The sequence below is a fragment of the Halomonas sp. SpR1 genome (assembly GCF_031010175.1).
In the GTDB taxonomy this organism is placed as follows: domain Bacteria; phylum Pseudomonadota; class Gammaproteobacteria; order Pseudomonadales; family Halomonadaceae; genus Vreelandella.
Window position 1 is genome coordinate 1 of the sequence record NZ_JAUAMB010000024.1, and the last position, 25,360, is coordinate 25,360.

A 25,360-nucleotide genomic window follows, 5' to 3' on the forward strand; every position below is an offset into this window, starting at 1 on the left:
TCCACGCCAATCACCCTATACTTGTTCATGGTCTTCTCCCGTCTTGAATGAAGTGACACTTTCATTCTGGCGCATTTTGACGCCGACAATGGGGGGGAGGAGACCATCTCATCATCCATGGGCGCTATTTTCGCCATCCATGGCGAAAGACCCCCGCTACGGGCTGATTCCGACCTCAATGAATAATTAACTTCTACCCATCTGTAACTCTTTAACCACGATATCACCATCAATCACAACCGGCTCATCATCGAGAAACAGTGAGCAGTTGCGCATCGGAATATCCAGGTGGCAGGCGGTATCGTTGGGGCCACCAAGTTCACTGTTGGGCCCTGTAGAGAACATCACGTTGCCATAGAAGCTGCGCGGTTCCATGCCCATACCACCGGGGAACTCACCCGGCACCATACGGTGCCACTTGGCATTAGGGTTCATACCCCAGCCCACATGGCTCATCCCCAGGCCGCGCGGGTCGTTAAAGCTATCCATATAGGATTTCACCAACTCGGCATCCAGCCCGCCGCGTATATCGCTAATCCAGCCCTTCTCAATGGTGTACGTAATGGGCTCTCGGACGTACATATTCTGCGGTAGCAAGATGTCGCCTGGCGCCACCACAATGGTGCCATCAACGCCATCGTCATCGCCGCCGGTAAATACAAAGCCAGAGGGCCAGTGATCCCAGCGACCAGGCTCATCGGTGCAGGCATACTCGGCGACGGTAGCGTACGTATTCAGTTGGTAGGTGACATCGGTGCCGTGGGGCGAGGTGATGCGCATCACCTTGGCTTTTTCCAGTAGCGCGGCGGCCAGCTCGACCTTTTCGCGTAACTCCTTTGAAGGCAGCATTCTGGCCAGCAGCTCGGGCGGCTCAACCGCTGTCAGTATGCGTGTACCGGCGGCTTGTATCGCCATTTGCTCCGGCGAGAACAGCAGGAAAATGCAGTCGATCAGCATGTCGCAATTCTTTAGCGCTTCCACTGCATCGGGCATGCTGGCAAGCCCCGTTGCTCCCACGGCCCAACCACCTGTGGGTAGCGGTGCGGGTAACCGCATATGGTACATATTGGCGCCTAAGCGCTGCCCCGCCGCCATAAAGGCATCGGCATAATCAAGGCGTTCGCTACCCTGGGTCAGCACAACGAGCTTTTCGCCTTCATGGACACCAGACATTTTTAGCTGGTGGAGACAAATTTCCGTAAAGCTTGCATGATCCATAACGTCTCCTAACTTCCCGGGCGCAAGCTCTGCTATAGCGTACCGGGAAGTGTTTGCTGAGAGCGCTTAAGCTCGCCAATGGGCATACCCAGCGCTCTATGGTTTGGCCGGGATAAGCAGCTAGGCAGCCGCCTCTTTAGACACCTGATCGGTAGAAGAGCGGCGTTTTTTACCCAGTTCTTCAGCGATGGCGGTAAAGAATGCATCCGTGGTGGCTTGATGGGGTTTGGTCACGAGACTGACGCCAACAAACAGCACACTGGCGACCACAATGCCCCATACGCCGGCAGGCAGGCCCAGCAGCGAGTTACCGGTGGCATACATCAACAGTACAAAGGCGCTAGTGCCCACCACACTCACCAATGCACCGGCAGCCGTGCCGCGTTTCCAATAGAAGGCGCCAATTAGTGCAGGCACCATGGCGACTAGGCCTGACGATGCAGCCACCGACAGCACCGCAATCAGGTCAAGCTGCAGCTCGGCAAAGGCTAACGCCATTAGCGCAATCACCGGCACCACAAACTTACCCACCAGCAGTTGACGCTTTTCACTAACGTTAGGTTTGACGTTGGCATACACATCTCGGGAGACCATGGAGGCCAGGGTCAGCATGATCGAGTCAATGGTGGACACAGCTGCGGCCATAATGCCGATCATCACGATGACGCCTAGCACGGGTGGGACAAACTCTGAAGCCAGCAGTGTCGGTGTGGCCAAATCCGCCCGTTCCAGACTCGGGAAAGCAGCCAAGGCGGAGAAGCCCCATAGCACCGACACCATGGTGTAGATAAAACCAAATACCAGGAAGCCAATCAGCATATGACGCATCGAGCGCAGCGAAGAGGGCATAAACAGGCGCTGACTGACTTGGGGATTCGAGAGGCTAAAGAAGAACCAGGGAATCGTCAGCCCCAGGAAAGTGACAAAGCTGAATAGTCCTGAGCCAGGCACCGTTAGCGACTGGGGGTGCTCCGTTGCTAGCGTATCGAATAACGCGCCAAAACCACCCAGGCCCTGAATAACCAGAAAGGCCACCAGTGTTGAGGCGACAATCATCATGATCGCCTGTAGGGAGTCGGTCCACATCACCGAACGAATCCCGGCGATATAAGAGAAAAAGATCGCGATCACCGTGGCCAATACCACCCCGGTGGTAAAGGTAATCGCCCCATCGGTAATGCCTTGCAGCAGGTAACCTACGCCAGCAAGCTGAACGGCCGAGTAGGGAATCAGGAAGATACAGCTGGCGATGGAGATGGCCATGGCCACATGCTTGCTGTTGTAGCGATGTCCTAACATCTCGCTTGGAGTCACAAAGCCGAACTTTTTGCCCACCGCCCAGAATTTGGGCCCAAAGATAGCCACCAGCGAAACACCGGCAAAGTAGATAATTTCAAAGCCCAGCGCGCCAACGCCACCGGCATAGGTAAGGCCTGCCAGACCCACCATCATAAAGGCGCTGTAAGTAGTGGCGCTGTAACTTAGCGCAGAGACAAAACCGTTCATTTGTCGGTTGCCCAGGAAGTATCCCGACATACTTTTGGAGGCGTCGTCTGAAGCGCCTTGGCGAGACATAATCGCGATGCCGATCGCAATCAATAAGTAGATGGCAATGGACCACCAGATGAGTGATTCAGTCATTGCTGTGCTCCTCAAAATCTTTAGTGATAAACACGTTCAGAGCAATAACCGCTAACCCTGCACACGCCCAAAACAGGAAGCTGCCGTACCAGAGCGCGACACCGCTCAATAGGGTGTAAGGCACTAAATAGCTCAGCAAGACGACGGCCCAAACTAGCCATATCCATTTACTACGTTTCATAGTCCACCTCGTTTTATTACGTCAGGGAGTAGAGTGAGTGTTGTTGTGGTGAGGCTGGCGTAAATCAGCAATGCGTTGTTCTACTTGTTGCCAAGGCGCTTTCTCTGGGGCAAAGCGCGCTCGAAGATAGGTCGCCAAATCAGCGACCTGGGTATTACTAAAACTGTCGGCAAAGCCAGGCATATTACCAACGCCGGGCACGTGCTCCGCGTGAACACCACCCAAAATTGACTGAATAACGTTATCGGGGTGATCACTATGCAAATTGGTATTCAGCGCCAGGTTGATCCTCGCGCTTGAAAAGGTCGGCACACCAGACGCCACATGGCAGGCAGCACAGGAACCTTCAAATAGCCGCTCGCCTGCCTCCAGTTCGGGGGCGCTAAGCGCTGCGCTTGCCACGCGCTGTTCTGCCCCCGCCACATCGGCATCGCTATTGCCTGTGGGCGCCTGCATTTGGGCGGCCACGTAATGGGCAATGGCGCGCACGTCGTATTCAGGCAACTCGCCCAAGCCCGCTACCACCGGGGCCATCGGGCCGGAAGCAACGCCATGCAGTGCCGATTCGCCCTGGCGTAGATAGTCGTAAAGCGATGCTTCACTCCACGGTACAGGGGCACGCGACAAGGTATTCAGCGGTGGCGCTTCCCAGCCATCCACAAAGGCACCGGCCAAATACGCCCCGCCACTTTTCTCGGCACCCATGGCATTGCGGGGGCTATGGCAAGCGCTGCAGTGGCCTAACCCTTCGGCAAGATAGGCGCCCCGGTTATACAGTTCGCTTTGCATAGGGTCTGGCTGGAAGGGCGCCGGGTTGTGGTAAAGGGTATTCCAACCCGCCATTAAGGCGCGCACGCTGAAAGGGAAAGAGAGTTCATTGGTGTTTTTTTCAGCCGCCACTGGCGGCTGGGCCATTAAGTAAGCATAAAGCGCCTGCAAGTCGGCATCACTGGTTTTGGCAAACGCCGTATAGGGGAAAGCGGGATACAGGTGGCTGCCATCACGGCTAATGCCGTGGCGCATGGCCCGCTCAAACGCCGCGTAGGACCACTGGCCAATCCCCGTTACTTCATCCGGGGTAATATTAGTGCTGAAAAGCGTACCAAAGGGGGTTTCGAAAGCACGTCCGCCCACATTGGTCACGCCACCTTCGGAGGTATGGCACGCCGCACAATCACCCGCTGCAGCGACCAGCCGCCCGCGCTCGATAGTCTCGGCGGAATAGAGGTTGGCAGCGGGCCGGGAAACGGGCGCGATTGCTCCTTTCCACGGCCAGGCCATGGCCGCAGTGCCTGCAATGGTGGTGAACGCAGCGGCGGCCAACCAGCGTCGCTTCGTGGAGCGCGACTGTTTAACTGGCTTAGATGGCCGCCCTGAGCCCTCGATCGCCGATTCTTCAAGTGCTTGGCGTACGCGGTTGGCGGTAAACGGCGGTTGGCGAAAACGCAGGCCGGTGGCATCAAACAGCGCATTGGCGATAACCGCAACCCCCGGCGACAGCTCTGCACCGGTTAATACGTCTTCCCCAACAGCGGCCACCGAAGCACTAGGCGAATAAATGGTTGGCGAAGACGTGGTTGGCGCTAGCGCTGAAGATTCATGTTTAGTCAGCGCACGACTGCCGTCGCCCCACTCGTCGAAACGGGGCTCATGCCCCAAAAAGGGGCGCGCTTCGCCCAACACGCGAGCCTGTAACGTCTGCTGCAGACGCGCCGTATCAATATCAGGGCCGGCATCCTGTCCCACCACCAGGCGGGTAAGCTGAACATCGCCGGTAATACGATTGACCTCCACATCGGCAATCCAGGCCGAGCGCACCCCCGCTTCCACCCGCTGATCACGATCGGGTAGTTGTGAGTAGGCAAAGCCACGCCCGCGCATCAACTGCCGGGGTAATGAATCCGCTGGTTGATCAGATGGCCTTTGCCACTCGGCCCGTTTAGCCACGGACTCAATCAACTCAATGCCCCGCGCATCCTCTAGATGGCGCAGCCGCAGCGCGATGGGGTCTTGTTCGCTCTCGCGGGCAACCTCATCTAAAAAGGATTCCCGCGCAAACGCCTGCTGTATACCGGTCAAGGTGGGGTTGGTGGTGAGCGAAGCTGGCTGGGAGCGTGCGGCAAGGTATTGATCGCGAAATACATAAGGCGAGAACGGCGGTGTGTCGTTATCTCCACTCGGGAACTCCGTCAGCTCGGCGATTGCGGCGGCGCCGCTTAGCCACAGCCCGACGGCGGCCACCTCACCGGTGAGATTGGCCTGCTGATAGCGATAACGGGCTATCTCACCGTCACTGGAGAGATCCGCATTTAGGGTAATCCGCTGCGCTTGCCCTAGCGCTTCAACGTCCTTGGCGTAGCGGGCATCAAGCCAAACGGCGACGGGGCTGCCCACTGCCCGCGACATCAACGCGGCATCTACGGCGGCATCATCGCCGCAGTGGCGGCCCAACCCCGACGCCTGCTGCGTTGAGTGGTTATTAACAGCACTGTAAAGCTCGATCTGGCTGACATCCAGCGCGGTTAACCGGCTTAAATCCTGCTTCAGCGCCACTGGGGTGGCAGTCGGCCCCCATACACTCAATTGCTGGTCGCTATAATCGGCGATTACCCAGCTGGGATGATTGCCCCAGCGCATTCGACTGGGCCAACCATACGCATGGCTCGCCGATGCGTATGGCGGATGACTCTCTTCAACGGGCATTTTAGCGGGCGATTTATCAGCGGCTTGACGAACAGTTCGCCACTCCACTTTCAACTGTTTAGCCGCATCGGTTGCCAAAGCCAAACTATCGGCCACCACCCCCACAAAGTCCCCTTCCACCACCACGTCGATAGGGCCGGAGAGTGAGGCGAGGCTATTTTTGTCGACGCCAACCAAGCGGTCACTTGCAAAGCGCCCGTCGCTCCAACGGTAGAAAGGGGGTCGCACCACCACACCGTAGCGTGCCTTCGAGAGCAGTGCGGAGGTACCGGCCGGTGCCTGCTGGCCATTGAGCATCGACCCATCACTCATAAGGTGCCTCCTCCAGCGCGACCGCATTAATCACTACGGCACGTTCAGCTGCCTGGAGAATTTCAACGTGGGTACCGCAACGGCAAAGGTTATGCTCTAACGCCGCGCGAATCTGCTCTGCAGTGGGCTGGGCATTATGATTTAACAGCCCGCGAACAGTGATGATCATGCCGTTCAAACAGTAGCCACACTGCGCCGCCTGGGCGTCGATAAAGGCCTGCTGCACAGGATCAAGCTGGCCATTCTGGGCAAGTCCATCAAGGGTCGTCACGTTATGCCCAACGGCGGCGGATACAGGCAGCACGCAGGAACGTGCCGCCATACCGTCGATCAGTACGCTACATGCACCACACTCGCCTAAGCCACAGCCATATTTCGGGCCATTGAGCGACAGGTCATTACGCAGCACATTGAGCAGCGGTGTCTGCGGCGGCACTGCTAGCTCACGTTCTTGCCCATTGATAGTTAGCTTTAGCGTCATAGGGGATCATCATCGTTATTGTTAAAGCAGCCATCTCGCTTACATAAAGCATTGGGACTGGCTTAGATACTACTAATAAATACTGCCTTCCAAACACGCTTCGAAGCACTTGATAGCTAGCCTATTTGCATCTTTGCCATCCGCTTTGCACCAGCAGTGTGCAGCGTTTTCCATGACCGCTCATTAAAGTGCATACGCCATAAAAAATAGACTATTAAACGTATAGCACTCAATTGAGGCGTCTTTCAAGTTTTTCAAAAAATCAGAAAAACCACCAAATAATCAATAAAATTCAATGTATTGAAGACAAATTTACCTATTTTACTCAAGAAAAATATTTTACGACTTAATTCTTGACCAATAATTAAATGGTGTATACGTTGTTTTATAGCATTCGCGACTGTCCCTGCAAAGGGCCTTATAGCGCTAACAGTCAAGCGAACACCCTCCCCTTAAGTGATGTACGCAGCAACCAGTACGCAGTGAATAAAACAGCGAGGAAATAACCCTATGAATAATAAACCCACCATTGCCGTCATTGGCGCAGGTCTTGGCGGTGCTGCTGCAGGCGCGCTGCTGCAGCAAGCGGGTTACCCCACCAAGGTGTACGAACAGGCCCCGGCATTTGCCCGCCTGGGAGCAGGCATTCACCTGGGCCCCAATGTGATGAAAGTCATGCGCCGCATTGGTATTGAAGAGCAGCTCAACGCCATGGGGTCGCACCCCGACTACTGGTTTAGCCGTAATGGCATGACGGGGGAGTATCAATCACGCATCCCGCTGGGTGAGTTTGCTCGTGACAACTACGGCGCGGCCTACATCACCGTGCACCGTGGCGATCTGCACGAACTAATGGTTAGCACGCTTGATCAGGACAATCTCTATTTCGATAAACGCCTGGTCGATGTGGATGACAGCGGCGACAAAGTGGTCATGACCTTCGCCGATGGCTCAATCGAAGAGGCCGATTTGGTGATCGGCGCTGATGGCGTTAACTCGCGCCTGCGCGAGAAGCTGCTCGGCCCTGAAGCGCCTATTTACAGCGGGTGGGTCGCCCACCGGGCGATTATCTCGGCGGAAAAGCTCAAAGCATACGACCTGGATTTTGAAGCCTGCGTAAAGTGGTGGTCAGAAGATCGCCATATGATGGTCTACTTCGTCACCGGCGACGAGAAAGAGTACTACTATGTCACGGGCGTGCCTGAACCCGACTGGAATCACGGCACCTCTTTTGTTGATAGCTCCCGGGAAGAGATGCGCAAGGCATTCGAGGGTTACCACCCCACCGTGCAAGCGCTAATCGACTGTACCGAAAGCGTTACCAAATGGCCGTTACTGGAGCGCAACCCGCTGCCGCTATGGCATGAAAACCGCCTGGTGCTGCTCGGTGACGCCTGTCACCCGATGAAGCCGCATATGGCCCAGGGCGCGGCCATGGCCATTGAAGATGCCGCCATGCTGGTGCGCTGCCTGGAAGAAGTGGGCGCAGAGAAGTACCAGCAGGCCTTTGAGCTTTACCGCACCAACCGATTTGAGCGCGCCTCCCGGGTACAGCAGGTTTCCCACGACAACACGTGGCTTCGTCAAGACGAAGACCCGGCCTGGGTATTTGCCTACGACCCCTTTGAGGTTCCGCTAAAACAGCCGATCAACGAAGGGAGCCCGGTATGAGCAGTACTTATCTTTATGGTGCCAACCTGCACGCCAACGATATTCGTCAGCACTACCTGCGCTTCGGCGACAGCACCGAGACATCGCGCCAGCCGTTGGTACTGATACCGGGCATTACCAGTCCGGCGATTACCTGGAGCTTTGTGGCTGAACGCTTGGGGCAGCACTTTGATACTTATGTACTCGACGTTCGTGGCCGTGGCTTATCCTCTACCGGCCCAGATCTCGCCTACGACACCGACACCTGCGCCGACGACGTGATCGCCTTTATCGAGGAACTGGGGCTCAACAACGTCATCCTGGCGGGCCACTCCATGGGTGCACGTTTTGCCCTGCGCGCCATGAGCCGTGGCGCCAAAGGCGTCGACAAGCTGGTACTGATCGACCCGCCGGTTTCAGGGCCAGGTCGTCGGGAGTACCCCAGTAAGCTGCCCTGGTATGTGGACTCGATTCGCGACTGCACACGTGGTGCCGATATCGAGACCATGCGCCACTACTGCCCCACCTGGAGCGATGACCAGCTGCGGCTGCGCGCCGAATGGCTGCACACCTGCTATGAACCCGCCATTGTTCAGGCGTTTGAAGAGTTTCATAGCGTCGATATCCACCAGGATTTTCCTGGCATCAAGGTGCCCACGCTGCTGATGTGTGCGGGTAAGGGCGGTGTCATCCAAGACGAAGATCGCACTGAAATTATCGACCTGCTGCCGACGATTCGCATCACCACCGCGGCACAGGCGGGCCATATGATTCCCTGGGATGACTTCGATGGCTTTTTCGCTGCGTTCGAAGACTTCCTGGGTACACAACTCTAACAAAGGCCAATGATCATGACCCACAACGCTATCACCCACAGTTCCATGACCAGGACATACCGTATCGGCCAGATCGTCCCCAGCTCCAATATCACCATGGAGACCGAAATCCCGGCGATGCTGGCTGCGCGGCAGTTGATACGACCAGAGCGTTTTACCTTCCACTCCAGCCGTATGCGTATGAAAACCGTCAGCAAGGACGAGCTGGCTGCCATGGACGCAGAGTCTGACCGCTGCGCTCTGGAGCTGTCTGATGCGGCGGTGGATGTCATGGGCTACGCCTGCCTGGTGGCCATTATGGCCATGGGCCCTGGCTACCACCGCGAATCCCAGCAGCGGCTGCGCAGCCGCACTAAAGAGAACGGCTGCGATACACCCGTGGTCACTAGCGCAGGCGCCCTTGTGGATGCCCTGGGTGTGATGAAAGCCAAGCGCGTAGTGGTAGTGGCACCCTATATGAAGCCGCTCACCGAGATGGTGGTCGACTATATCCGTCAGGAAGGTATTGAAGTGCTCGACTACCGGGCGCTTGAGATCCCCAACAATCTGGATGTTGCTCGCCACGACCCGGCTAATCTGCCGGAGATTGTCGCCAGTCTGGATTTAAGCAATGTGGATGCGATTGTGCTGTCAGCCTGTGTGCAAATGCCGTCGCTGCCTGCCGTTTCCAAGGTAGAGGCCCTAACCGGAAAGCCGGTAGTCACTGCCGCGATTGCGACGACTTACGCCATGCTCAAGGCGCTTGATTTAGAGCCTATTGTGCCGGGTGCGGGCGCTCTCTTATCAGGGGCTTACTAGGAGATAGCGCTATGACAAACCCCAGTCAGGCAACCAGCGGCAGCGATGTTAGTGGCAGCTCTTTAGATGACAACTTAGATAACAACTACAAAGGCGTTTGGGATGGCCGCATTGGTTTTGGCAAAAAACCGGTGCTCTTAGTGGTCGATTTTATGCAGGGCTACACCACCCCGGGCTCACCACTATTTGCCCAGGGCGTGGTAGACGCCGTGGCCAATATGCCGCCGCTATTAAATACCGCGCGGCGGACGGGCACGCCCGTTATCCATACCAATATTCTGTATCACGCCCCGGATCAGATCGATGGCGGCATTTGGGTTAAAAAGGCACCGGTGATGCGGGCCATGGTGGCGGGTAATCCCTACGCAGAGTTCTGCCCCGAGGTGATTCCTCGTGAAGACGAACTGGTAATGACCAAGCAGTATGCCAGCGCCTTCTTTGGCACCTCGCTGGCTTCCACACTGGTCGCAATGGGTGTCGACACGCTGATCATTACCGGCTGCTCCACCAGCGGCTGCATTCGCGCCACCGCGGTGGATGGCCTGCAGCACGGTTTTCGGGTCATGGTGGTACGCGACTGTGTCGGCGACCGCCACCCAGCGCCCCATGAAGCCAACTTGTTTGATATCGACAGTAAGTATGGCGATGTGATTGGGCTGGATGAGACGTTGGGCTACTTAATGAAGCGTTAGCAGTACTCGAAGAGCGCGGGTGAGAGGCGCACCTTTGCCGTGTTACCCATCCGCGTTCATTTTCTCCAGCAGATGCATCAAAGCGATTCGCTCTGCGGGGTTTAGATTTTTCATGGTCTGATCGCTGATCTGCTTGGCACTGGGCACCATGTTCTCGACTAACTCGGCACCGGGCTCGGTGATCACGACCATGACCTTACGTTGGTCGTTAGGGTCTGTGGTGAGCGAGATCCATTCACGTGCTTTAAGGCGTTTGATGACGCCGCGGATCGTGGCTGGGTCAATCGCCGTGGCGTTGACGATATCGGTCAACGAGCTGGGACCACGCTCCATCACCGTGCACAGCGTGACAAACTGAATGGCCGTGAGTTGTTTATCGCTGCTGTAGCGCTGAAAGATAGCGGTATGCCGCTGGTAGGCTTTACGTAGCAGATGCCCTACCTGTTCGGAAAAATCATAGCCCTGCTCACTGGGCGTAGGATGCTCGCCGGAAGACGAGTGGTGAAGCGCACGATCCGTTGTCATTCCCTCTCCTTTGAGTAATGGCGGCGTTGTAAAACGATTATGGCACTGGTCAGCATGGCGTTACATCAACGCACAAAATACTGCTTGCGCTGACACAATTCACCATGCTTTTATGGTGTACACGCTATAATTTTACCTTAGTTACCGCCATATCATCACCCCAAATATCAACCCAAACATTCATTTAAGCATAGCGCGGGAGGCAGACATGGCGGGTAAGCTGGACTATACAAGAGAGTCGCTGCTTAATGACCCCGACCTTCTGGTAGTCTACCGAGACCCGGTAACGCCTCCCAAGCCCGCCCCAGGACAGCCAGGTACACACTCAAACTTCACTCCGCTTGAGCCCGAGATATTCATTGCAGTATTGAGTGACAGCCATGTCGTGGCTTTCAACGGCCACGTAGACCTGGGCACCGGTATCCGCACCGCGCTGGCACAAATCGTTGCGGAAGAGCTCAACGTTGGTTTCGATAGCGTCACCATGGTACTGGGCAACTCCTGTGAAGCACCCAACCAAGGCCCCACCATCGCCAGTGCGACGATCCAGATCACCGCTGAGCCACTGCGCCGGGCCGCAGCTCAAGCGCGGGAGTATCTGTTAGCACTTGCTGCCAGCCACTTTGACACTGAGCGCGCTCTACTTGGTTGCCAAGACGGCACTGTTTATCTCAACGAGACTGTACATTCCAACGGCACTATTCATTTCAGCGACACTACTTATTCCAGCGACACTACTTATTCCAGCGACACTATTTATTCCAACGGCAGTATTAGTCCCAACAAGACGATTCAGCCCAGCGATAACCGTCCACAGGTAAGCTATGGTCAATTACTGCAGGGCGCCCGCCATGCGCTAAAGCTTGTCGATCACGTGCCGCTTAAGCCAACCAGTGATTACACCCTGGTGGGGCACTCTACCTCGCGTGTGGATATTCCCGATAAAGTCACCGGCAAGTTGACCTTTGTGCACGACCTGCGCCTGCCCGGCATGCTGCATGGACGCGTCATTCGGCCACCTTATGCAGGTTACGACAGTGGCGACTTTATCGGCACCAGCTTAGTGGCTGTGGATGAAAGCTCCGTGGCGCATTTGCCAGGGGTGGTCAGCGTCGTGGTAATCGGTGACTTTGTCGGCGTGGTGGCCGAGCGTGAAGAGCAGGCCGCCGCCGCAGCCAAACAGCTAAAGGTAGAGTGGCGGCCAATCAAAGGCCTGCCTCAACTGGACGATATCGAGAAAGCGCTGCTCGACCTGCCCAGCAAGCAGCGCGTGCTGCTCGAAGAGGGTGATCTCGACAGCGCCCTGGCCACCGCCGACCAACCGCTCAACCGCCACTATGTGTGGCCTTTCCAATTGCATGGCTCCATTGGCCCCTCGTGCTCCGTCGCCGATGCCCAAGAGGGTGCCCTGCATGTCTGGTCGGGCACCCAGAACCCGTATAGCCTGCGAGCCGACCTCGCCCGCCTTACCGGCCTGGATGAGAGTGTCATTACGATTACCCGCATGGAGACCTCGGGCTGCTATGGCCGCAACTGCGCTGACGACGTTGGTGCCGATACCGCGCTGCTCTCACGAGCAGTGGGCCGACCAGTCCGGGTACAGTTGACCCGTGAGCAGGAGCACAGCTGGGAACCTAAAGGGGCAGCCCAGTATATGGCCATTCAGGGCGGTTTGAACGCAGACGGCAGTCCGGCAGGCTATCGTTTTAGCACCCGCTACCCTTCGAACAGTGCGCCCACGCTAGCACTACTGCTGACTGGGACAGTAGCGCCTATCGATATCCCCTTTGAGATGGGCGACCGAACGTCGGTGCCGCCCTACCGCTACCCTCATCGGCAGATAATCTGTGACGACGTGCCGACCCTGGTGCGTGCCTCCTGGCTACGCGGTGTCTCAGCGCTGCCCAATACCTTCGCCCACGAAAGCTATATCGATGAGCTCGCCTATTTGGCAGGCGAGGATCCCATCGCCTATCGACTGCGCTACCTAACCGATGAGCGAGCCTGCGAGCTTGTCGAAGCGTTAGCTAAACACGCGAACTGGGAACCCGGCAGCGCCAATACCAACCCGAGAAGCGATGGTGATTGGCGCTATGGCCGAGGCTTCGCTTATGCCCAGTACGTGCATAGTAAATTCCCGGGCTTTGGCGCCGCACTCGCGGCCTGGGTGATTGAATTAAGAGTCAATGTGAAGAGTGGGCGTATTGTGGTCGAGCGCCTATACGTAGGACAGGATGCGGGACTCATGGTGAACCCTGCAGGGGTTCGCCACCAAGTGCATGGCAATGTGATCCAGATGCTCAGCCGCACCCTAAAAGAGCGGGTGACGTTTGAGAATGGCCTACCCACCAGCAGAGAGTGGGGCGGATACCCCATTCTGCGTTTCTCCGAGCTGCCCCCCATCGATGTGATGCTGCTTGATCGCCCTGAACTGCCCCCACTCGGCGTGGGAGAGTCCGCCTCCCTGCCTGGCGCCCCCGCGATAGCTAACGCCCTCTTCGACGCCACAGGGGTACGCTTTACCCATCCCCCTTTTACGCCTGCCGCCGTTCGCGAAGCACTACATGCGGCTCTTAGGCTCCCCATGGAGGCGGTCAGTTAATGCACCACCTAGACCTACAGGTGATTGAGCGCGCGCTGCAATGGGCCAATCAGGGGCTGACCGTTTGGCTGTGTACGGTGCTAAAAACCTTTGGTTCGTCTCCCCGGGAGCCGGGCGCCATGCTGGTAGCGTGTGACACCGGGGAGTACCTAGGCTCGCTTTCGGGCGGCTGTGTTGAGGAAGATTTTATTGCACGGCTACATAGCGGTGAATTTGCCCAGCCGGTGCAACGGGTAAGCTACGGTGGCGACAATGGCCCAGCGAATACCTACCTTCCCTGCGGAGGCAGCCTTGAGGTGCTGGTTGAGCGACTAGCGCCAACTACTGAAAATCTCACCCATCTTGAAGTGATGCATGCCACCCTGCTTGGCCGCCAACCGCTAACCCGCTGTATCAAATTGGATGGCAGCGGCAAGCGCTTTAATCCTCCGAATAACTCCGAGCCCGCCGTCACTTTCGATACGGCTAGCGTCAATATCCGTATTGGCCCCGCGCTACGGCTGATTATCGCGGGAATCTCCTCGATCTCTTCGCCCTGCGCGCTGTTTGCCCAATCGCTGGGGTTTGAAGTGATTGTCTGCGATCCCCGAGACGCAGCCCGTAAAAATTTCGCCGTAACCGGCGTGGAAGTCCAGGCAGTGCTGCCTTCAGTGTTTATCGCCTCGGGGGGGTGCCATGCCAATACCGCCGTTGTTGCTTTGACCCATGACCCGCGTATTGACGATTTAGCCATGATCGAAGCCGTCCGTACGGAGGCGTTCTACATTGGCGTCATGGGCTCCCAGCAAACCTCGCAACAGCGTGCCGAACGGCTACTGCGTTCTGGCGGGCTGACGGAAAGCCAAGTGGCCAGTATCTCCATGCCCATCGGGCTCAATCTGGGCAGCAAAACACCGGCTGAGATCGCGCTGGCCGTAATGGCCGATATTGTTCGCCTCTATCGAGGAAAACAGCGCCATGCCTTGTAGCGATATTATCGTCGTCGTGATGGCGGTAGACAAAACCTTAAGCATTATCGGCCGCTAATGACTAGCAGCAGCAATAAAAATTCCAGGGAACCATAAAACAACCAGAGTAAGACACTCTCCTGCATCTTCGTGTTCTGCTTCTGGCCAAACATATCGAGGCAACAAATGAAAAAAATTTCTCGTCTTTCTCTGACGCAGAAACTGCTGGTCGCTGTCGCTATCCCCCTATTAGTGGTGGCCGTCATTTTAGGGTTTGTCGTCAATCAACAGCTTAACCAGGCCATTCCTGCGTTAATTGATAATGCCGGTAAGCGGCAGGTAGAAGCGCGGGCCGATGAAATAAGCCGCTGGATTACCGGGTACCGCAATTGGATAGCAGTGTTGGCTAAAGATGAACGCCTAGTCGAAGACGTACCACTTGCATCGCACCGCGAATGGCTCGAAAAGCGCTACCCGCCCGGGGGCACCATTGAGTCACTGTTCTTTAGTGACGCATCTGGCGCGACCCTAACCCACGGGGGCGTTAATTTGCAGATATCTGAACGTCCTTATTTCAAAGCCCTAGTGACTGACGGCACCCAGGACAGCCTGCTAAGTGATCCTGTTATCTCTATGGTTAGCGGCCTGCCCACCGCTATTGTCGCCGATACTGTCTTCGATGAGCGCGGCAATCGAGCGGGGTTACTAGGTATGACTGTCTCCATGGCCGCCGTTTCTGATATCACCTCTGATATCAATGTAGGCGAGGACAGCTATGGCTGGTTAATCGACAGCCAGGGGCAAGTCATTGCTCATCCGGTGGAAGAGTATCTCATGTCGCTGAATTACACCGATGCCGACCAGCAGGGCTACCAGGGGCTGGATGCACTAAGCCAGCAAATACTCAGTGGCACCGCGGGCTCCGGCGAGATAACCATGCCCAGCGGTGAGCAGACCGTGCTCATGTGGAGCCCGGTAGAGGGCACCTCCTGGGTGGTGGGGGTCACCGTGCCTATCACCGCCTTTACGACGGTCACAAACAGGCTGCTAACATCGCTACTGTTGGCGGGCGGGGTACTGCTGGTCATATTGTTGGTGGTGGTTGCCTATGCAGCGCGGCGCTCCCTCGCGCCTATCAAGCATACTGCTAGCGCCATGGCCGATATTGCCAAAGGTAAAGGCGATTTGACGCGCCGATTGGAAGCCAAAACCCAGGATGAAATCGGCGATCTCGCCCACGGCTTTAATGCCTTTGTGGAGCGTATGCAGTCTACTCTTCAAGAAGTGCGCCAAAACGCCCGCACGGTACTTTCAGACGCCAGCAATATGGCGGATGGTACCCATGAGCTTTCGTCGCGTACCGAGCAAGCGGCAGCCAATCTTCAGGAAACCTCCGCCTCAATGGAGCAAATTCACTCCACGGTGGCGCATACCTCCCAGGCTTCCGAGCAGGCGAATAGTCTCGCGCTGGAAGCCGCCAGTGCTTCAGAGCGCGGCACGGAGTCCATGACTCAAATGGAAGCCAAGATGGCCGCGATTAACGAATCGGCCAATAAGATAAGCAACATTATCGGCTTGATTGACTCGATTGCATTTCAAACCAACATATTAGCGCTTAATGCGTCAGTAGAGGCTGCCCGCGCCGGTGAGCAAGGCCGTGGTTTCGCGGTGGTCGCCAGCGAAGTACGCACGTTAGCCAGTCGCTCGGCTTCGGCGGCTCACGATATTCGTGCGTTGATCGATATGTCCGTCAGCCACTCAAAAGAAGGCAGCGACATCGTGAAGGCGGCCGCTGAACGTATGAATGAGATTCGCCACAGCGTTACCCAGGTGTCGGATGTGATTGCCGAAATTGCCGCCGGTGCGCGGGAACAGACAGCGGGCATCCAACAGGTCAACACGGCGGTTGCCGAGATGGATATGATGACCCAGCAGAACGCCGCCATGGTCAGTCAAAGCGCTAGCCTTGCCACCAATATGCGCGACAATGCGCAACGGCTGGATCAACTGATGAGTGAATTTGTGCTCAGTGAAGGCGGCGCTACAAACGCCACGCTGCCCTATACCGCAGCGCATAAAGAGCGTTCGGCAGCACGTACTGCTTTACCTCAAACGCCTAGCCGCCAACCCCAGGCCGCCCAGCAAAAGCATGAAGTAGCGGAGTGGGAAGAATTTTAATCCTTCTTCATTATTGATGGCTAAAAGGCACCCGTTTTGGGTGCCTCTTAACGAGCACTTAATAAAAAGCCTGCATCCGAAGATGCAGGCTTACTTACACAAGAACTAAAGTGCCCAGTACTTAGTGTGAGCGCTTACGCGACGTCGAAGCGATCCGCGTTCATCACTTTCGTCCAGGCGGCGACGAAGTCTTTGACAAATTTCTCGTCGTTGTCGTCCTGGGCGTAGACTTCAGCGTAGGAGCGCAGCAGCGAGTTGGAACCGAACACCAGATCAACGCGGGTAGCCGTCCACTTTACGGTGTCGGTTTGACGGTCGCGGATTTCATAGGCATTTTTGCCCACCGGCTTCCAGCTGTTACCCATGTCGGTTAGGTTGACGAAGAAATCGTTGGTCAACTGGCCTTCACGGTTGGTGAATACGCCGTGCTTGGTGCCACCGTAGTTGGTGCCAAGCACCCGCATACCGCCGAGTAGCACGACCATTTCCGGCCCTGTAAGGCCCATCAGTTGAGCGCGATCCAGCAGCAACTCTTCCGGCTTCACGATGTAGTCTTTCTTCTGCCAGTTACGGAAACCGTCAGCCAGCGGCTCTAGCGGCTCGAAAGATTCGCCGTCGGTCATGTCGGCTGTAGCATCGCCACGCCCTTTCAGGAAAGGTACGCGAACGTCATAGCCTGCCGCTTTGGCGGCTTTTTCAATGGCTACGCTGCCCGCCAGCACGATCACATCCGCAAGGCTAGCGCCGGTATCGGCAGAGATCTTCTCGTAGACCGCCAATACGCTGGCAAGACGAGCGGGTTCGTTGCCTTCCCAGTCTTTCTGAGGTGCCAAGCGAATGCGGGCGCCGTTGGCACCGCCACGCATGTCGGAACCGCGGTAAGTACGCGCGCTGTCCCAGGCGGTGCTGACCATATCGCTGATGCTCAGACCGGCCTCGGCGATTTTCTGCTTAACCACTTCTTCGCTGTAGTCGGTGTTGCCAGCCGGAACAGGATCCTGCCAGATCAGGTCTTCAGCGGGTACTTCCGGGCCGATGTAGCGCGATTTCGGGCCTAGGTCACGGTGGGTCAGCTTGAACCACGCCTTGGCGAACGTTTGCTTGAAGTACTCCGGATCCGCCATGAATTTTTCACAAATGGCACGGTAGATCGGATCAACCTTCATGGCCATATCCGCATCGGTCATGATCGGGTTGTGGCGGATAGAAGGGTCGCTGGCGTCGACCGGCTTATCTTCTTCCTTGATGTTCACCGGCTCCCACTGGTGAGCGCCCGCCGGGCTCTTGCGCAGTTCCCACTCATAGCCGAACAGCAGGTCAAAATAGCCCATGTCGAACTGGGTAGGGTTAGTGGTCCAGGCGCCTTCAATGCCAGAGGTCACGGCATTGCTCGCCTTGCCACCCATGGTGGGGTTGCCCCAGCCAAACCCCTGGTTTTCAACGTCTGAGGATTCAGGTTCAGCAGCAAGAGCGGCTGCGTCGCCGTTACCGTGACACTTACCTACCGTGTGACCACCGGCGGTGAGCGCGGCGGTCTCTTCGTCGTTCATCGCCATACGGGCGAAGGTTTCGCGTATCTGTTGGCCGGTCTTCAGCGGGTCGGGCACACCGTTAACACCTTCAGGGTTAACGTAGATAAGCCCCATCTGAACCGCAGCTAGCGGGTTTTCCATGGTTTCCGGTTTTTCAACATCGCCATAACGCTCGTCGGAAGGCGCCAGCCACTCTTTCTCATCGCCCCAGTAGATATCTTTTTCCGGGGCCCAGATGTCTTCACGGCCAAACGAGAAGCCGTAAGAAGGCAGCCCCATGGATTCGTAGGCGACGGTGCCCGCCAGGATCATCAGGTCGGCCCAGCTGATTTTGTTGCCGTACTTTTTCTTGATCGGCCACAGCAGGCGCCGCGCTTTATCCAGGCTGACGTTATCCGGCCAGGAGTTGAGGGGAGCGAAACGCTGGCTACCGGTACCGCCGCCACCGCGGCCGTCGGCAAGACGGTAGGTGCCTGCGGAGTGCCATGCCATGCGGATCATCAGGCCGCCGTAGTGCCCCCAATCCGCAGGCCACCAGGACTGGCTGTCGGTCATCAGCGCGTGAACGTCTTGCTTGAGCGCGTCAAAATCGAGCTTTCTGACCTCTTCCCGATAGTCAAAATCTGCATCCATCGGGTTCGTTTTGCGGTCGTGCTGGTGCAAGATATCCAGGTTAATTCCTTCAGGCCACCAGTCTTTGTTTGACGTGCCTGTGGAGGTATTACCACCATGCATTACAGGACATTTACCACTCATAGCTCTCTCCCTCTCACTTCATTTTGTGCTAGCTGTTTTTGTCTTGGTTACCACCAAGCAATTAAACGGTGAGCGCCCTCACGATATGTTCGTTACTCCGCAGTTTACGCAGAAGTAAGAGCGCTTCACTCACTTGGTACTGTTTTAAAGCAGAAGTGTCATAGGCACAATTTGCTTTTAGCGACCGATCTAATAGTTTTTATGCATCGCCAGATCGCTAGCGCTACAGTGGTTAAAATTCTTCCGTGTCGATATCCGCCTGCTGAGCTTCGCTGTAGCGTGCGCCTGCCACTTGGTCTGGCGTCATCATGGCATTCAACTGAGACAAAGTAGTGGCATCAAGGTGCAGCGTTTCCGCGGCTAAGTTTTCGCGCATATGATCAGGCGAGCGAGTACCGGGAATGGGGATAATATTCTCACCTTGAGCTTTCAGCCATGCCAGTGCCAGTTGCCCCGGCGTCACGCTCAAGCCCTGCGCCAACGCCGCCAGGCGGGCAAATAGCGTTAGGTTGTGGGGGTAGTTCTCGGCACTAAAACGCGGCATATTGCGACGCATATCGCCCTCTACTAAACGCGCCGGATCCTGAATGGCACCGGTTAAAAAGCCTCGACCCAGGGGGCTAAACGCGACCAGGGCAGCTCCCACTTCGCGGCACTCCTCAATTAGGGCGATTTCTGGGTTACGCGTCCATAGCGAGTATTCCGACTGCACTGCGGCGATAGGGTACTCTGCCACCGCGCGGCGCAGCGTGATCGCTGATATTTCGGATAGCCCCACACCACCTATCTTGCCCTCTTCCACTAAACGCCCCAGCGCCCCCACGCTCTCTTCAATAGGGACTTGGCGATCCAAGCGGTGCAGGTAGTAGAGATCCAAATAGTCGGTGCGCAGGCGATCAAGGCTTGCTTCGCACTGTTTGCGCAGGGTTTCCGGGCGGCCGTCAATCACCCGCCTGCCCGATTCAGGATCCATCGCCATACCGCATTTACTGGCCAGAAAGAGCTGGTGCCGCTTGCCCTCCAGGGCGCGCCCGACCACTTTCTCATTGGCCGTGGCGCCATACAGCGTAGCGGTGTCGAAATGGCGATAGCCCATATCGAAGGCCTCATCCAGCGCCCGTAGAGCCGCGCTTTCCGGCACGATGCTGCCGTAACCGTGGGAGAGGTTCATACAGCCCAGACCAATCGAAGGGGCGTTGACGGCGTTAAGGCGCTGAAAAAAGGTCGACATCGGTATTCCCATCTTTAAAAGAATAGTTTTATAACGTTTCGCCGCCAAACTGCAACGCGGCTAAATGACGATAGAGTTCGCTGCTGTTGATCAATTCGGCGTGGGTGCCCGCCGCAACCAGCTTCCCACCATCAAGCACCAGCAGTCGATCAGCGGCAATAACTGTCGCCAGCCGGTGGGCGATCACAATGCTGGTGCGCCCGACCATCAATCGGTCTAACGCCTGCTGCACCAGGCGCTCGCTCTCGGCATCCAGGGCGCTGGTGGCTTCATCGAGCAATAGCACCGCGGGATTTTTGAGCAATGCCCTGGCAATAGCCAGCCTTTGACGCTGGCCACCAGAAAGCTGCACGCCACCGGGGCCGAGGGGCGTATCAAAGCCTTGGGGCAGCGCATCAATAAAGTCGAGAGCGCTGGCATCCTGGGCGGCAATACGCAATCTATCGATATCCGCGTCAGCATCTCCGTAACGCAGATTTTCGGCCACCGAGCCGCTAAACAGCACAGGCTCTTGGGCCACCAACCCCATGGCTCCGCGCAAGGCAGCAAGATCTAAGCTGCGGATATCGCTACCATCAAGCGTGATACGCCCCTGAATAGGATCATAAAAGCGTAGCAACAGTGCGAGCAGCGTGCTCTTACCCGCCCCCGAAGGGCCCACCACGGCCACCCGTTCCCCTGACTGGATATGCAGATCAAAGCCTTCAAGCGCTGCGGTTTCCCGGCCAGGGTAGGTAAAGCTGACGCTCTCCAGGGTAATCTCACCCCGTAAAGGTTTCGGTAGGCTATACGGCTCCATGGGCGAGTGAATAACAGGCGGGGTATCGAGCAATTCCAATAAGCGCTCCGCTGCACCCGCCGCGCGCTGCACATCCCCCGCCACTTCAGCGAGTGTCGCTATAGCGCCTGCCGCTAATACGGCGTAGAAAATAAACGCCGAAAGCTCACCGGCGCTCATGGTACCCGCCAAGACGGCTTGGCCGCCCTGCCAGAGCATTAAGCCAACGGCGGTGAACACTACCAGCATGGCAATACCGGTTAGCCAGGCGCGCTGCTGGGTGCGCTCGATGGCGCTGCCAAACGCCTGCTCTACGCGCTGGCCGTAGTGGGTTTTATCCACCGCCTCATGGGTAAATGCTTGAATCGTTTTAATACCGCTTAGCGCCTCTTCGGCATAGCGGCCAAGCTCCGCTACGCGATCCTGGCTGGTGCGGGAGAGCCGCCGCACCCGTCGGCCATACCATACGATGGGCAGAAGGGTCGCGGGGATACCAATCAGCACCATCGCCGAGAGCCATGGCTGAGTCACCAGCATGAGCACCACGGCCCCCACCAGCATGACCAGGTTGCGCAGCGCCAGCGACACCGAAGAGCCAAACAGGCTCTGTAAGACGCTAGTGTCCGCGGTTAGCCGAGAAGCGATTTCCCCGGCCGCGCGACCGTCGCTGGCGCTTTCAAAAAAGCTCGGTTCCAGTGTTAATAAGTGGTCGAACACGCGCTGGCGCAGGTCAGCAGCCAAGCGCTCGCCAATCCAGGTGACCTGGTAGTAGCGCAACGCGGAGGCCAGCGCCAGCACCGTGACCACTACCAGCATCAAACCCAGCATTTGCGCCAGCGCTTGCTCATCCGCCGCCAAAAATCCGCGGTCGATGACCAAGCGCAGTCCGTTGCCCAGCAGCAGCACGCTTCCAGAGGCCAATAGTAGTGCCAGGCCAGCAAGCGCTAAACGACTGCGGTAGGGGCGCAGTAGACCCAGCAGGCGTAGCAGCACACGGGGATTGGGGCGTTGATTCATAGCAGAAAGTGCTCAATAAAAGAGGCAGTAGCTGACCATAGCAGGAGTACTTAAAGCATGCAGCCAGGGATGTATAAGCCGCGACAAAAAAGCCCGCGAATAATCGCGGGCTCAGTACTTAATCACTCTTGATATTTAGCTTTTTGCTAGGTTGCATAGGTCGCTAGTTGCCTAGCCTAATCAATTAACGGCAGCAGCGTATTCAAGCTATCCCGGGCATCGCCGTAGAACATGCGCGTGTTGTCTTTGAAGAACAGCGGGTTCTCGATACCGGAGTAACCGGTACCCTGGCCGCGCTTGCTGACAAACACCTGTTTGGCCTCCCAAACCTTCAACACCGGCATACCGGCGATGGGGCTATTGGGATCCTCTTCGGCAGCGGGGTTAACGATATCGTTGGAGCCAATCACAATCACCACATCGGTTGTAGGGAAGTCGTCGTTGATTTCGTCCATTTCCAGCACGATGTCGTAAGGCACTTTGGCTTCCGCCAGCAGCACGTTCATATGCCCAGGTAAGCGCCCGGCTACCGGGTGAATCGCAAAACGCACGGTTTTACCCGAAGCACGCAGCTTGCGTACCAAATCGCTCACTGCGGTTTGCGCCTGGGCCACCGCCATACCGTAACCCGGCACGATAATCACGCTATCAGCATCGTTCAGCGCGCTTGCCACACCGCCAGCATCAATCGCGACCTGCTCGCCCTCAATTTCCGCTGCGGGCCCAGAGCGTCCGCCAAAGCCACCCAGAATCACGTTAACAAAGTTGCGGTTCATCGCCTTACACATGATGTAAGAGAGAATCGCACCGGATGAGCCCACCAGTGCACCGGTCACAATCAGCAGGTCGTTGGAAAGTGTGAAGCCGATGGCCGCCGCCGCCCAGCCGGAGTAGCTGTTGAGCATTGACACCACCACGGGCATATCCGCCCCACCAATGCCCATGATCAGGTGGTAACCGATAAACAACGACAGCGCTGCGAGCACGATCAACGTCCAGAAGCCTGCACCGTTCAGGTAGAGAATCGCCAACACTAGTGAAAGCACCGCCGCTCCGGCGTTAAGCATATGCCCACCGGGCAGTTGGCGCGGCTTGCCATCCACTTTGCCCGCCAGCTTACCGAACGCCACCACCGAACCAGTAAAGGTCACTGCACCGATAAAGATAGCGAACACGACTTCAATCTGCAGAAAGGTGAGCTCGTCAGGCGCCTTGGTGGCGACCAGTGCGGCAAACGCGGAAAACTCCTGCATAACGCCATCGGCCGCTTGTGCCGCCAGTACCCGGCGGCGCTCTAAATCTGCGCTCCAGGCGACAAACACCGCGGCCAAGCCGACAAAACTGTGCAGCGCTGCCACGAGTTGCGGCATTTCGGTCATCTCAACCTTGCCCGCCACATAGACGCCGATGCCAGCACCAATCACCATCATCGGAATTAACCACCAGTAGCCGCCAATACCCGGCCCTAAAGCGGTAAAACAAACAGCCAACGCCATACCCACAATGCCGTACCACACGGCCCGTTTGGCTTTTTCCTGGTTACTCAAGCCGCCCAGCGACAGAATAAACAGCACACTTGCCGCGATCGCCGCGGCAGATACGAATCCTTGACCTAACATATCGTCTCTCCGCCGCTTAGGATTTTTGGAACATGGCCAGCATCCGGCGTGTCACCAGGAAGCCACCCACGATATTGATTGACGCGATAAGCACCGAGATCGCCGCCAGCACGCCTACCACAGCGCTGCCGGAGCCAATCTGCAGAATCGCCCCCAAAATAATGATGCCCGAAATCGCGTTAGTCACCGCCATCAGCGGTGTATGCAGCGAGTGGCTGACGTTCCAAATCACCTGGAAGCCAATAAAGCAGGCCAGTACAAAGACGATAAAGTGCTGCATAAACGACACCGGGGCCACCTGGCCCAACAGCAGCATTAGTGCGCCACCGACAGCCAACAACCCCACTTGACGTTTGGTTTGCGCTTTAAAGGTGGCTAGCTCAGCGGCTTTTTTCTCCTCTGGCGTAGGCGCTTTCTCTTTCTTCTTCGGCTTAGCGGCCGCAATCGCTTTAACTTTGGGCGGAGGCGGCGGGAAGGTGATTTCGCCTTGGTGGGTTACCGTGGCGCCCCGAATCACATCGTCTTCCATATTGTGATTGATCACGCCCTCTTTCTCAGGCGTTAGGTCGGTCAGCATATGGCGGATATTGGTGGCGTAGAGCAGCGATGACTGGGTGGCCATACGCGAAGGGAAGTCAGTGTAGCCAACCACCACAACGCCGTTATCCGATACCACCCGCTCATCGGGCTTAGTGAGATCGCAGTTGCCGCCCTTCTCGGCCGCCAAATCGATAACCACCGAACCCGGTTTCATCGCCGCAACCATATCTTCCAGCCACAGTTTGGGCGCGGGACGGCCAGGAATCAGCGCCGTGGTAATCACGATATCCACATCGGCTGCCTGCTCGCGGAAGCACTCCAGCTGTTTCTCACGGAACTCTGGGCTTGAGGGCGAGGCGTAACCACCGCTTTCGGAACCGTCCTGGCTATCTTCGAAATCGAGGAACAGGAATTCAGCGCCCATGGACTCGATCTGCTCAGAAACCTCAGGGCGTACGTCAAAGGCGCGCACCACGGCGCCCAAGCTCGTGGCGGTGCCGATCGCCGCCAAGCCCGCCACCCCTGCACCGATCACCAGCACCTTGGCGGGGGGCACTTTACCCGCAGCGGTAACCTGGCCGGTAAAGAAGCGGCCAAAGTTATTGCCCGCTTCAATCACCGCCCGGTAGCCGGCGATATTGGCCATGGAGGAGAGCGCGTCCATTTTCTGCGCGCGGGAAATACGCGGCACCATATCCATCGCGATAACGGTGGCGCCCTGGGCCTTGCACTTATCCAGCAGCGCTTCATTTTGCGCTGGCCAGAAGAAGGCAATCAGGGTTTGGCCTTTGTGCAGCCGCTCAACCTCTTGATCAGAGGGCTCGCGGACTTTAATGACCACCTCAGCGTCGTTCCAGAGCGCTTCCGCTCCTTCGACCACGGTAACGCCCGCCTCACGATAAGTGTCGTCATTAAAGCCCGCCGCCAAGCCTGCGCCGCTTTCTACCAAGCACTCGTGGCCCAGCTTCTGGATCTGTTTAGCGCTCTCGGGGGTTAGCGCGACACGCGCTTCCCCCCGGGCACTCTCTTTCGGTGCACCTATTTTCACTCGCGTTCTCCTTTGTTGTTTTCTGCGTTGTTTCCTGCTGCTGTTACCTTCCCACAGCGCCACCACACAGAGATT

At 56.9% G+C, this 25,360-nt stretch carries 18 protein-coding genes; 7 read left to right on the plus strand and 11 right to left on the minus strand.

The genetic code is table 11. From position 1 onward, the window contains the following. Positions 1–186 precede the first annotated feature (186 nt). The 5 genes from QT231_RS16025 to QT231_RS16045 form a co-directional block, all read right to left on the minus strand. Positions 187–1,218: a leucyl aminopeptidase gene (locus QT231_RS16025; RefSeq protein WP_308337861.1), complete on the minus strand. Its 1,032-nt coding sequence runs from the start codon at positions 1,216–1,218 to the stop codon at positions 187–189. Between the two features lie 120 nt (positions 1,219–1,338). After that, complete coding sequence (locus QT231_RS16030) at positions 1,339–2,859, minus strand: sodium:solute symporter family protein (protein WP_308337862.1); 1,521 nt, start codon at positions 2,857–2,859, stop codon at positions 1,339–1,341. Continuing rightward, positions 2,852–3,040, minus strand: a complete 189-nt coding sequence (locus QT231_RS16035; protein WP_064235471.1) for a hypothetical protein — start codon at positions 3,038–3,040, stop codon at positions 2,852–2,854. Before QT231_RS16035 ends, QT231_RS16030 begins: the two co-directional genes overlap by 8 nt. Positions 3,041–3,061: 21 nt before the next feature. Beyond that, positions 3,062–6,055 (minus strand): c-type cytochrome, encoded by a 2,994-nt coding sequence (locus tag QT231_RS16040; protein WP_308337863.1) that lies wholly within the window; start codon positions 6,053–6,055, stop codon positions 3,062–3,064. Next, complete coding sequence (locus QT231_RS16045; protein ID WP_308337864.1) at positions 6,048–6,536, minus strand: 2Fe-2S iron-sulfur cluster-binding protein; 489 nt, start codon at positions 6,534–6,536, stop codon at positions 6,048–6,050. Before QT231_RS16045 ends, QT231_RS16040 begins: the two co-directional genes overlap by 8 nt. A 510-nt stretch (positions 6,537–7,046) precedes the next feature. Here QT231_RS16045 and QT231_RS16050 point away from each other — a divergent pair. The 4 genes from QT231_RS16050 to QT231_RS16065 are packed head-to-tail and all read left to right on the plus strand — an operon-like array spanning position 7,047 to position 10,512. Then, complete coding sequence (locus QT231_RS16050) at positions 7,047–8,207, plus strand: FAD-dependent monooxygenase (RefSeq protein ID WP_308337865.1); 1,161 nt, start codon at positions 7,047–7,049, stop codon at positions 8,205–8,207. Further along, the gene (locus QT231_RS16055; RefSeq protein ID WP_308337866.1) at positions 8,204–9,022 is read left to right on the plus strand and encodes an alpha/beta hydrolase; all 819 of its coding nucleotides are present in this window, start codon (positions 8,204–8,206) and stop codon (positions 9,020–9,022) included. Before QT231_RS16050 ends, QT231_RS16055 begins: the two co-directional genes overlap by 4 nt. A 15-nt stretch (positions 9,023–9,037) precedes the next feature. Further along, positions 9,038–9,820: an Asp/Glu racemase gene (locus QT231_RS16060; protein WP_308322475.1), complete on the plus strand. Its 783-nt coding sequence runs from the start codon at positions 9,038–9,040 to the stop codon at positions 9,818–9,820. 11 nt (positions 9,821–9,831) lie between these two features. After that, positions 9,832–10,512 (plus strand): N-carbamoylsarcosine amidohydrolase, encoded by a 681-nt coding sequence (locus tag QT231_RS16065; RefSeq protein WP_308337867.1) that lies wholly within the window; start codon positions 9,832–9,834, stop codon positions 10,510–10,512. Positions 10,513–10,554: 42 nt separating this feature from the next. Here the strand turns inward: QT231_RS16065 and QT231_RS16070 are convergent, their stop codons facing one another. Continuing rightward, positions 10,555–11,037, minus strand: a complete 483-nt coding sequence (locus QT231_RS16070; protein ID WP_308337868.1) for a MarR family transcriptional regulator — start codon at positions 11,035–11,037, stop codon at positions 10,555–10,557. 208 nt (positions 11,038–11,245) lie between these two features. Between QT231_RS16070 and QT231_RS16075 the strand changes: the two genes are divergently transcribed. The 3 genes from QT231_RS16075 (at position 11,246) to htc1 (ending at position 16,764) form a co-directional block, all read left to right on the plus strand. After that, positions 11,246–13,639 (plus strand): molybdopterin cofactor-binding domain-containing protein, encoded by a 2,394-nt coding sequence (locus QT231_RS16075; protein ID WP_308337869.1) that lies wholly within the window; start codon positions 11,246–11,248, stop codon positions 13,637–13,639. Further along, on the plus strand, positions 13,639–14,607 hold the full coding sequence (locus QT231_RS16080) for an XdhC family protein (protein ID WP_308337870.1): 969 nt from the start codon (positions 13,639–13,641) through the stop codon (positions 14,605–14,607). The genes QT231_RS16075 and QT231_RS16080 overlap by 1 nt, the downstream gene beginning before the upstream one ends. Before the next feature lie 165 nt (positions 14,608–14,772). After that, the gene (gene htc1, locus QT231_RS16085) at positions 14,773–16,764 is read left to right on the plus strand and encodes a methyl-accepting chemotaxis protein Htc1 (protein WP_308337872.1); all 1,992 of its coding nucleotides are present in this window, start codon (positions 14,773–14,775) and stop codon (positions 16,762–16,764) included. A 134-nt stretch (positions 16,765–16,898) separates the two neighbouring features. On the opposite strand, the gene katG is transcribed toward htc1, so the two are convergent. The 5 genes from katG to QT231_RS16110 all read right to left on the minus strand — a co-directional run bounded on the left by katG (position 16,899) and on the right by QT231_RS16110 (position 25,285). Further along, entirely contained in the window at positions 16,899–19,052 is a 2,154-nt protein-coding gene (gene katG / locus QT231_RS16090; RefSeq protein WP_308337873.1) for a catalase/peroxidase HPI, read from the minus strand. A 232-nt stretch (positions 19,053–19,284) separates the two neighbouring features. Next, positions 19,285–20,283: an aldo/keto reductase gene (locus QT231_RS16095; RefSeq protein ID WP_308337874.1), complete on the minus strand. Its 999-nt coding sequence runs from the start codon at positions 20,281–20,283 to the stop codon at positions 19,285–19,287. A 28-nt stretch (positions 20,284–20,311) separates the two neighbouring features. Beyond that, entirely contained in the window at positions 20,312–22,078 is a 1,767-nt protein-coding gene (locus QT231_RS16100; protein ID WP_308337875.1) for an ABC transporter transmembrane domain-containing protein, read from the minus strand. Positions 22,079–22,254: 176 nt separating this feature from the next. After that, a complete protein-coding gene (locus tag QT231_RS16105) occupies positions 22,255–23,697 on the minus strand; it encodes an NAD(P)(+) transhydrogenase (Re/Si-specific) subunit beta (protein WP_308337876.1) in 1,443 nt (480 codons plus the stop codon). A gap of 16 nt (positions 23,698–23,713) precedes the next feature. Continuing rightward, positions 23,714–25,285: a Re/Si-specific NAD(P)(+) transhydrogenase subunit alpha gene (locus QT231_RS16110; RefSeq protein WP_308337877.1), complete on the minus strand. Its 1,572-nt coding sequence runs from the start codon at positions 25,283–25,285 to the stop codon at positions 23,714–23,716. Between the last annotated feature and the right edge of the window lie 75 nt (positions 25,286–25,360).

What these genes read in the sequence shown, in the direction of transcription:
- QT231_RS16055 (WP_308337866.1), top strand. Translation starts at nt 8,204, where the DNA reads ATGAGCAGTACTTATCTTTATGGTGCCAACCTGCACGCCAACGATATT.
- htc1 (WP_308337872.1), top strand. Translation starts at nt 14,773, where the DNA reads ATGAAAAAAATTTCTCGTCTTTCTCTGACGCAGAAACTGCTGGTCGCT.
- QT231_RS16095 (WP_308337874.1), bottom strand. Translation starts at nt 20,283, where the DNA reads ATGTCGACCTTTTTTCAGCGCCTTAACGCCGTCAACGCCCCTTCGATT.
- katG (WP_308337873.1), bottom strand. Translation starts at nt 19,052, where the DNA reads ATGAGTGGTAAATGTCCTGTAATGCATGGTGGTAATACCTCCACAGGC.
- QT231_RS16035 (WP_064235471.1), bottom strand. Translation starts at nt 3,040, where the DNA reads ATGAAACGTAGTAAATGGATATGGCTAGTTTGGGCCGTCGTCTTGCTG.
- QT231_RS16070 (WP_308337868.1), bottom strand. Translation starts at nt 11,037, where the DNA reads ATGACAACGGATCGTGCGCTTCACCACTCGTCTTCCGGCGAGCATCCT.
- QT231_RS16060 (WP_308322475.1), top strand. Translation starts at nt 9,038, where the DNA reads ATGACCCACAACGCTATCACCCACAGTTCCATGACCAGGACATACCGT.
- QT231_RS16075 (WP_308337869.1), top strand. Translation starts at nt 11,246, where the DNA reads ATGGCGGGTAAGCTGGACTATACAAGAGAGTCGCTGCTTAATGACCCC.
- QT231_RS16045 (WP_308337864.1), bottom strand. Translation starts at nt 6,536, where the DNA reads ATGACGCTAAAGCTAACTATCAATGGGCAAGAACGTGAGCTAGCAGTG.
- QT231_RS16065 (WP_308337867.1), top strand. Translation starts at nt 9,832, where the DNA reads ATGACAAACCCCAGTCAGGCAACCAGCGGCAGCGATGTTAGTGGCAGC.
- QT231_RS16105 (WP_308337876.1), bottom strand. Translation starts at nt 23,697, where the DNA reads ATGTTAGGTCAAGGATTCGTATCTGCCGCGGCGATCGCGGCAAGTGTG.
- QT231_RS16025 (WP_308337861.1), bottom strand. Translation starts at nt 1,218, where the DNA reads ATGGATCATGCAAGCTTTACGGAAATTTGTCTCCACCAGCTAAAAATG.
- QT231_RS16050 (WP_308337865.1), top strand. Translation starts at nt 7,047, where the DNA reads ATGAATAATAAACCCACCATTGCCGTCATTGGCGCAGGTCTTGGCGGT.
- QT231_RS16100 (WP_308337875.1), bottom strand. Translation starts at nt 22,078, where the DNA reads ATGAATCAACGCCCCAATCCCCGTGTGCTGCTACGCCTGCTGGGTCTA.
- QT231_RS16080 (WP_308337870.1), top strand. Translation starts at nt 13,639, where the DNA reads ATGCACCACCTAGACCTACAGGTGATTGAGCGCGCGCTGCAATGGGCC.
- QT231_RS16040 (WP_308337863.1), bottom strand. Translation starts at nt 6,055, where the DNA reads ATGAGTGATGGGTCGATGCTCAATGGCCAGCAGGCACCGGCCGGTACC.
- QT231_RS16030 (WP_308337862.1), bottom strand. Translation starts at nt 2,859, where the DNA reads ATGACTGAATCACTCATCTGGTGGTCCATTGCCATCTACTTATTGATT.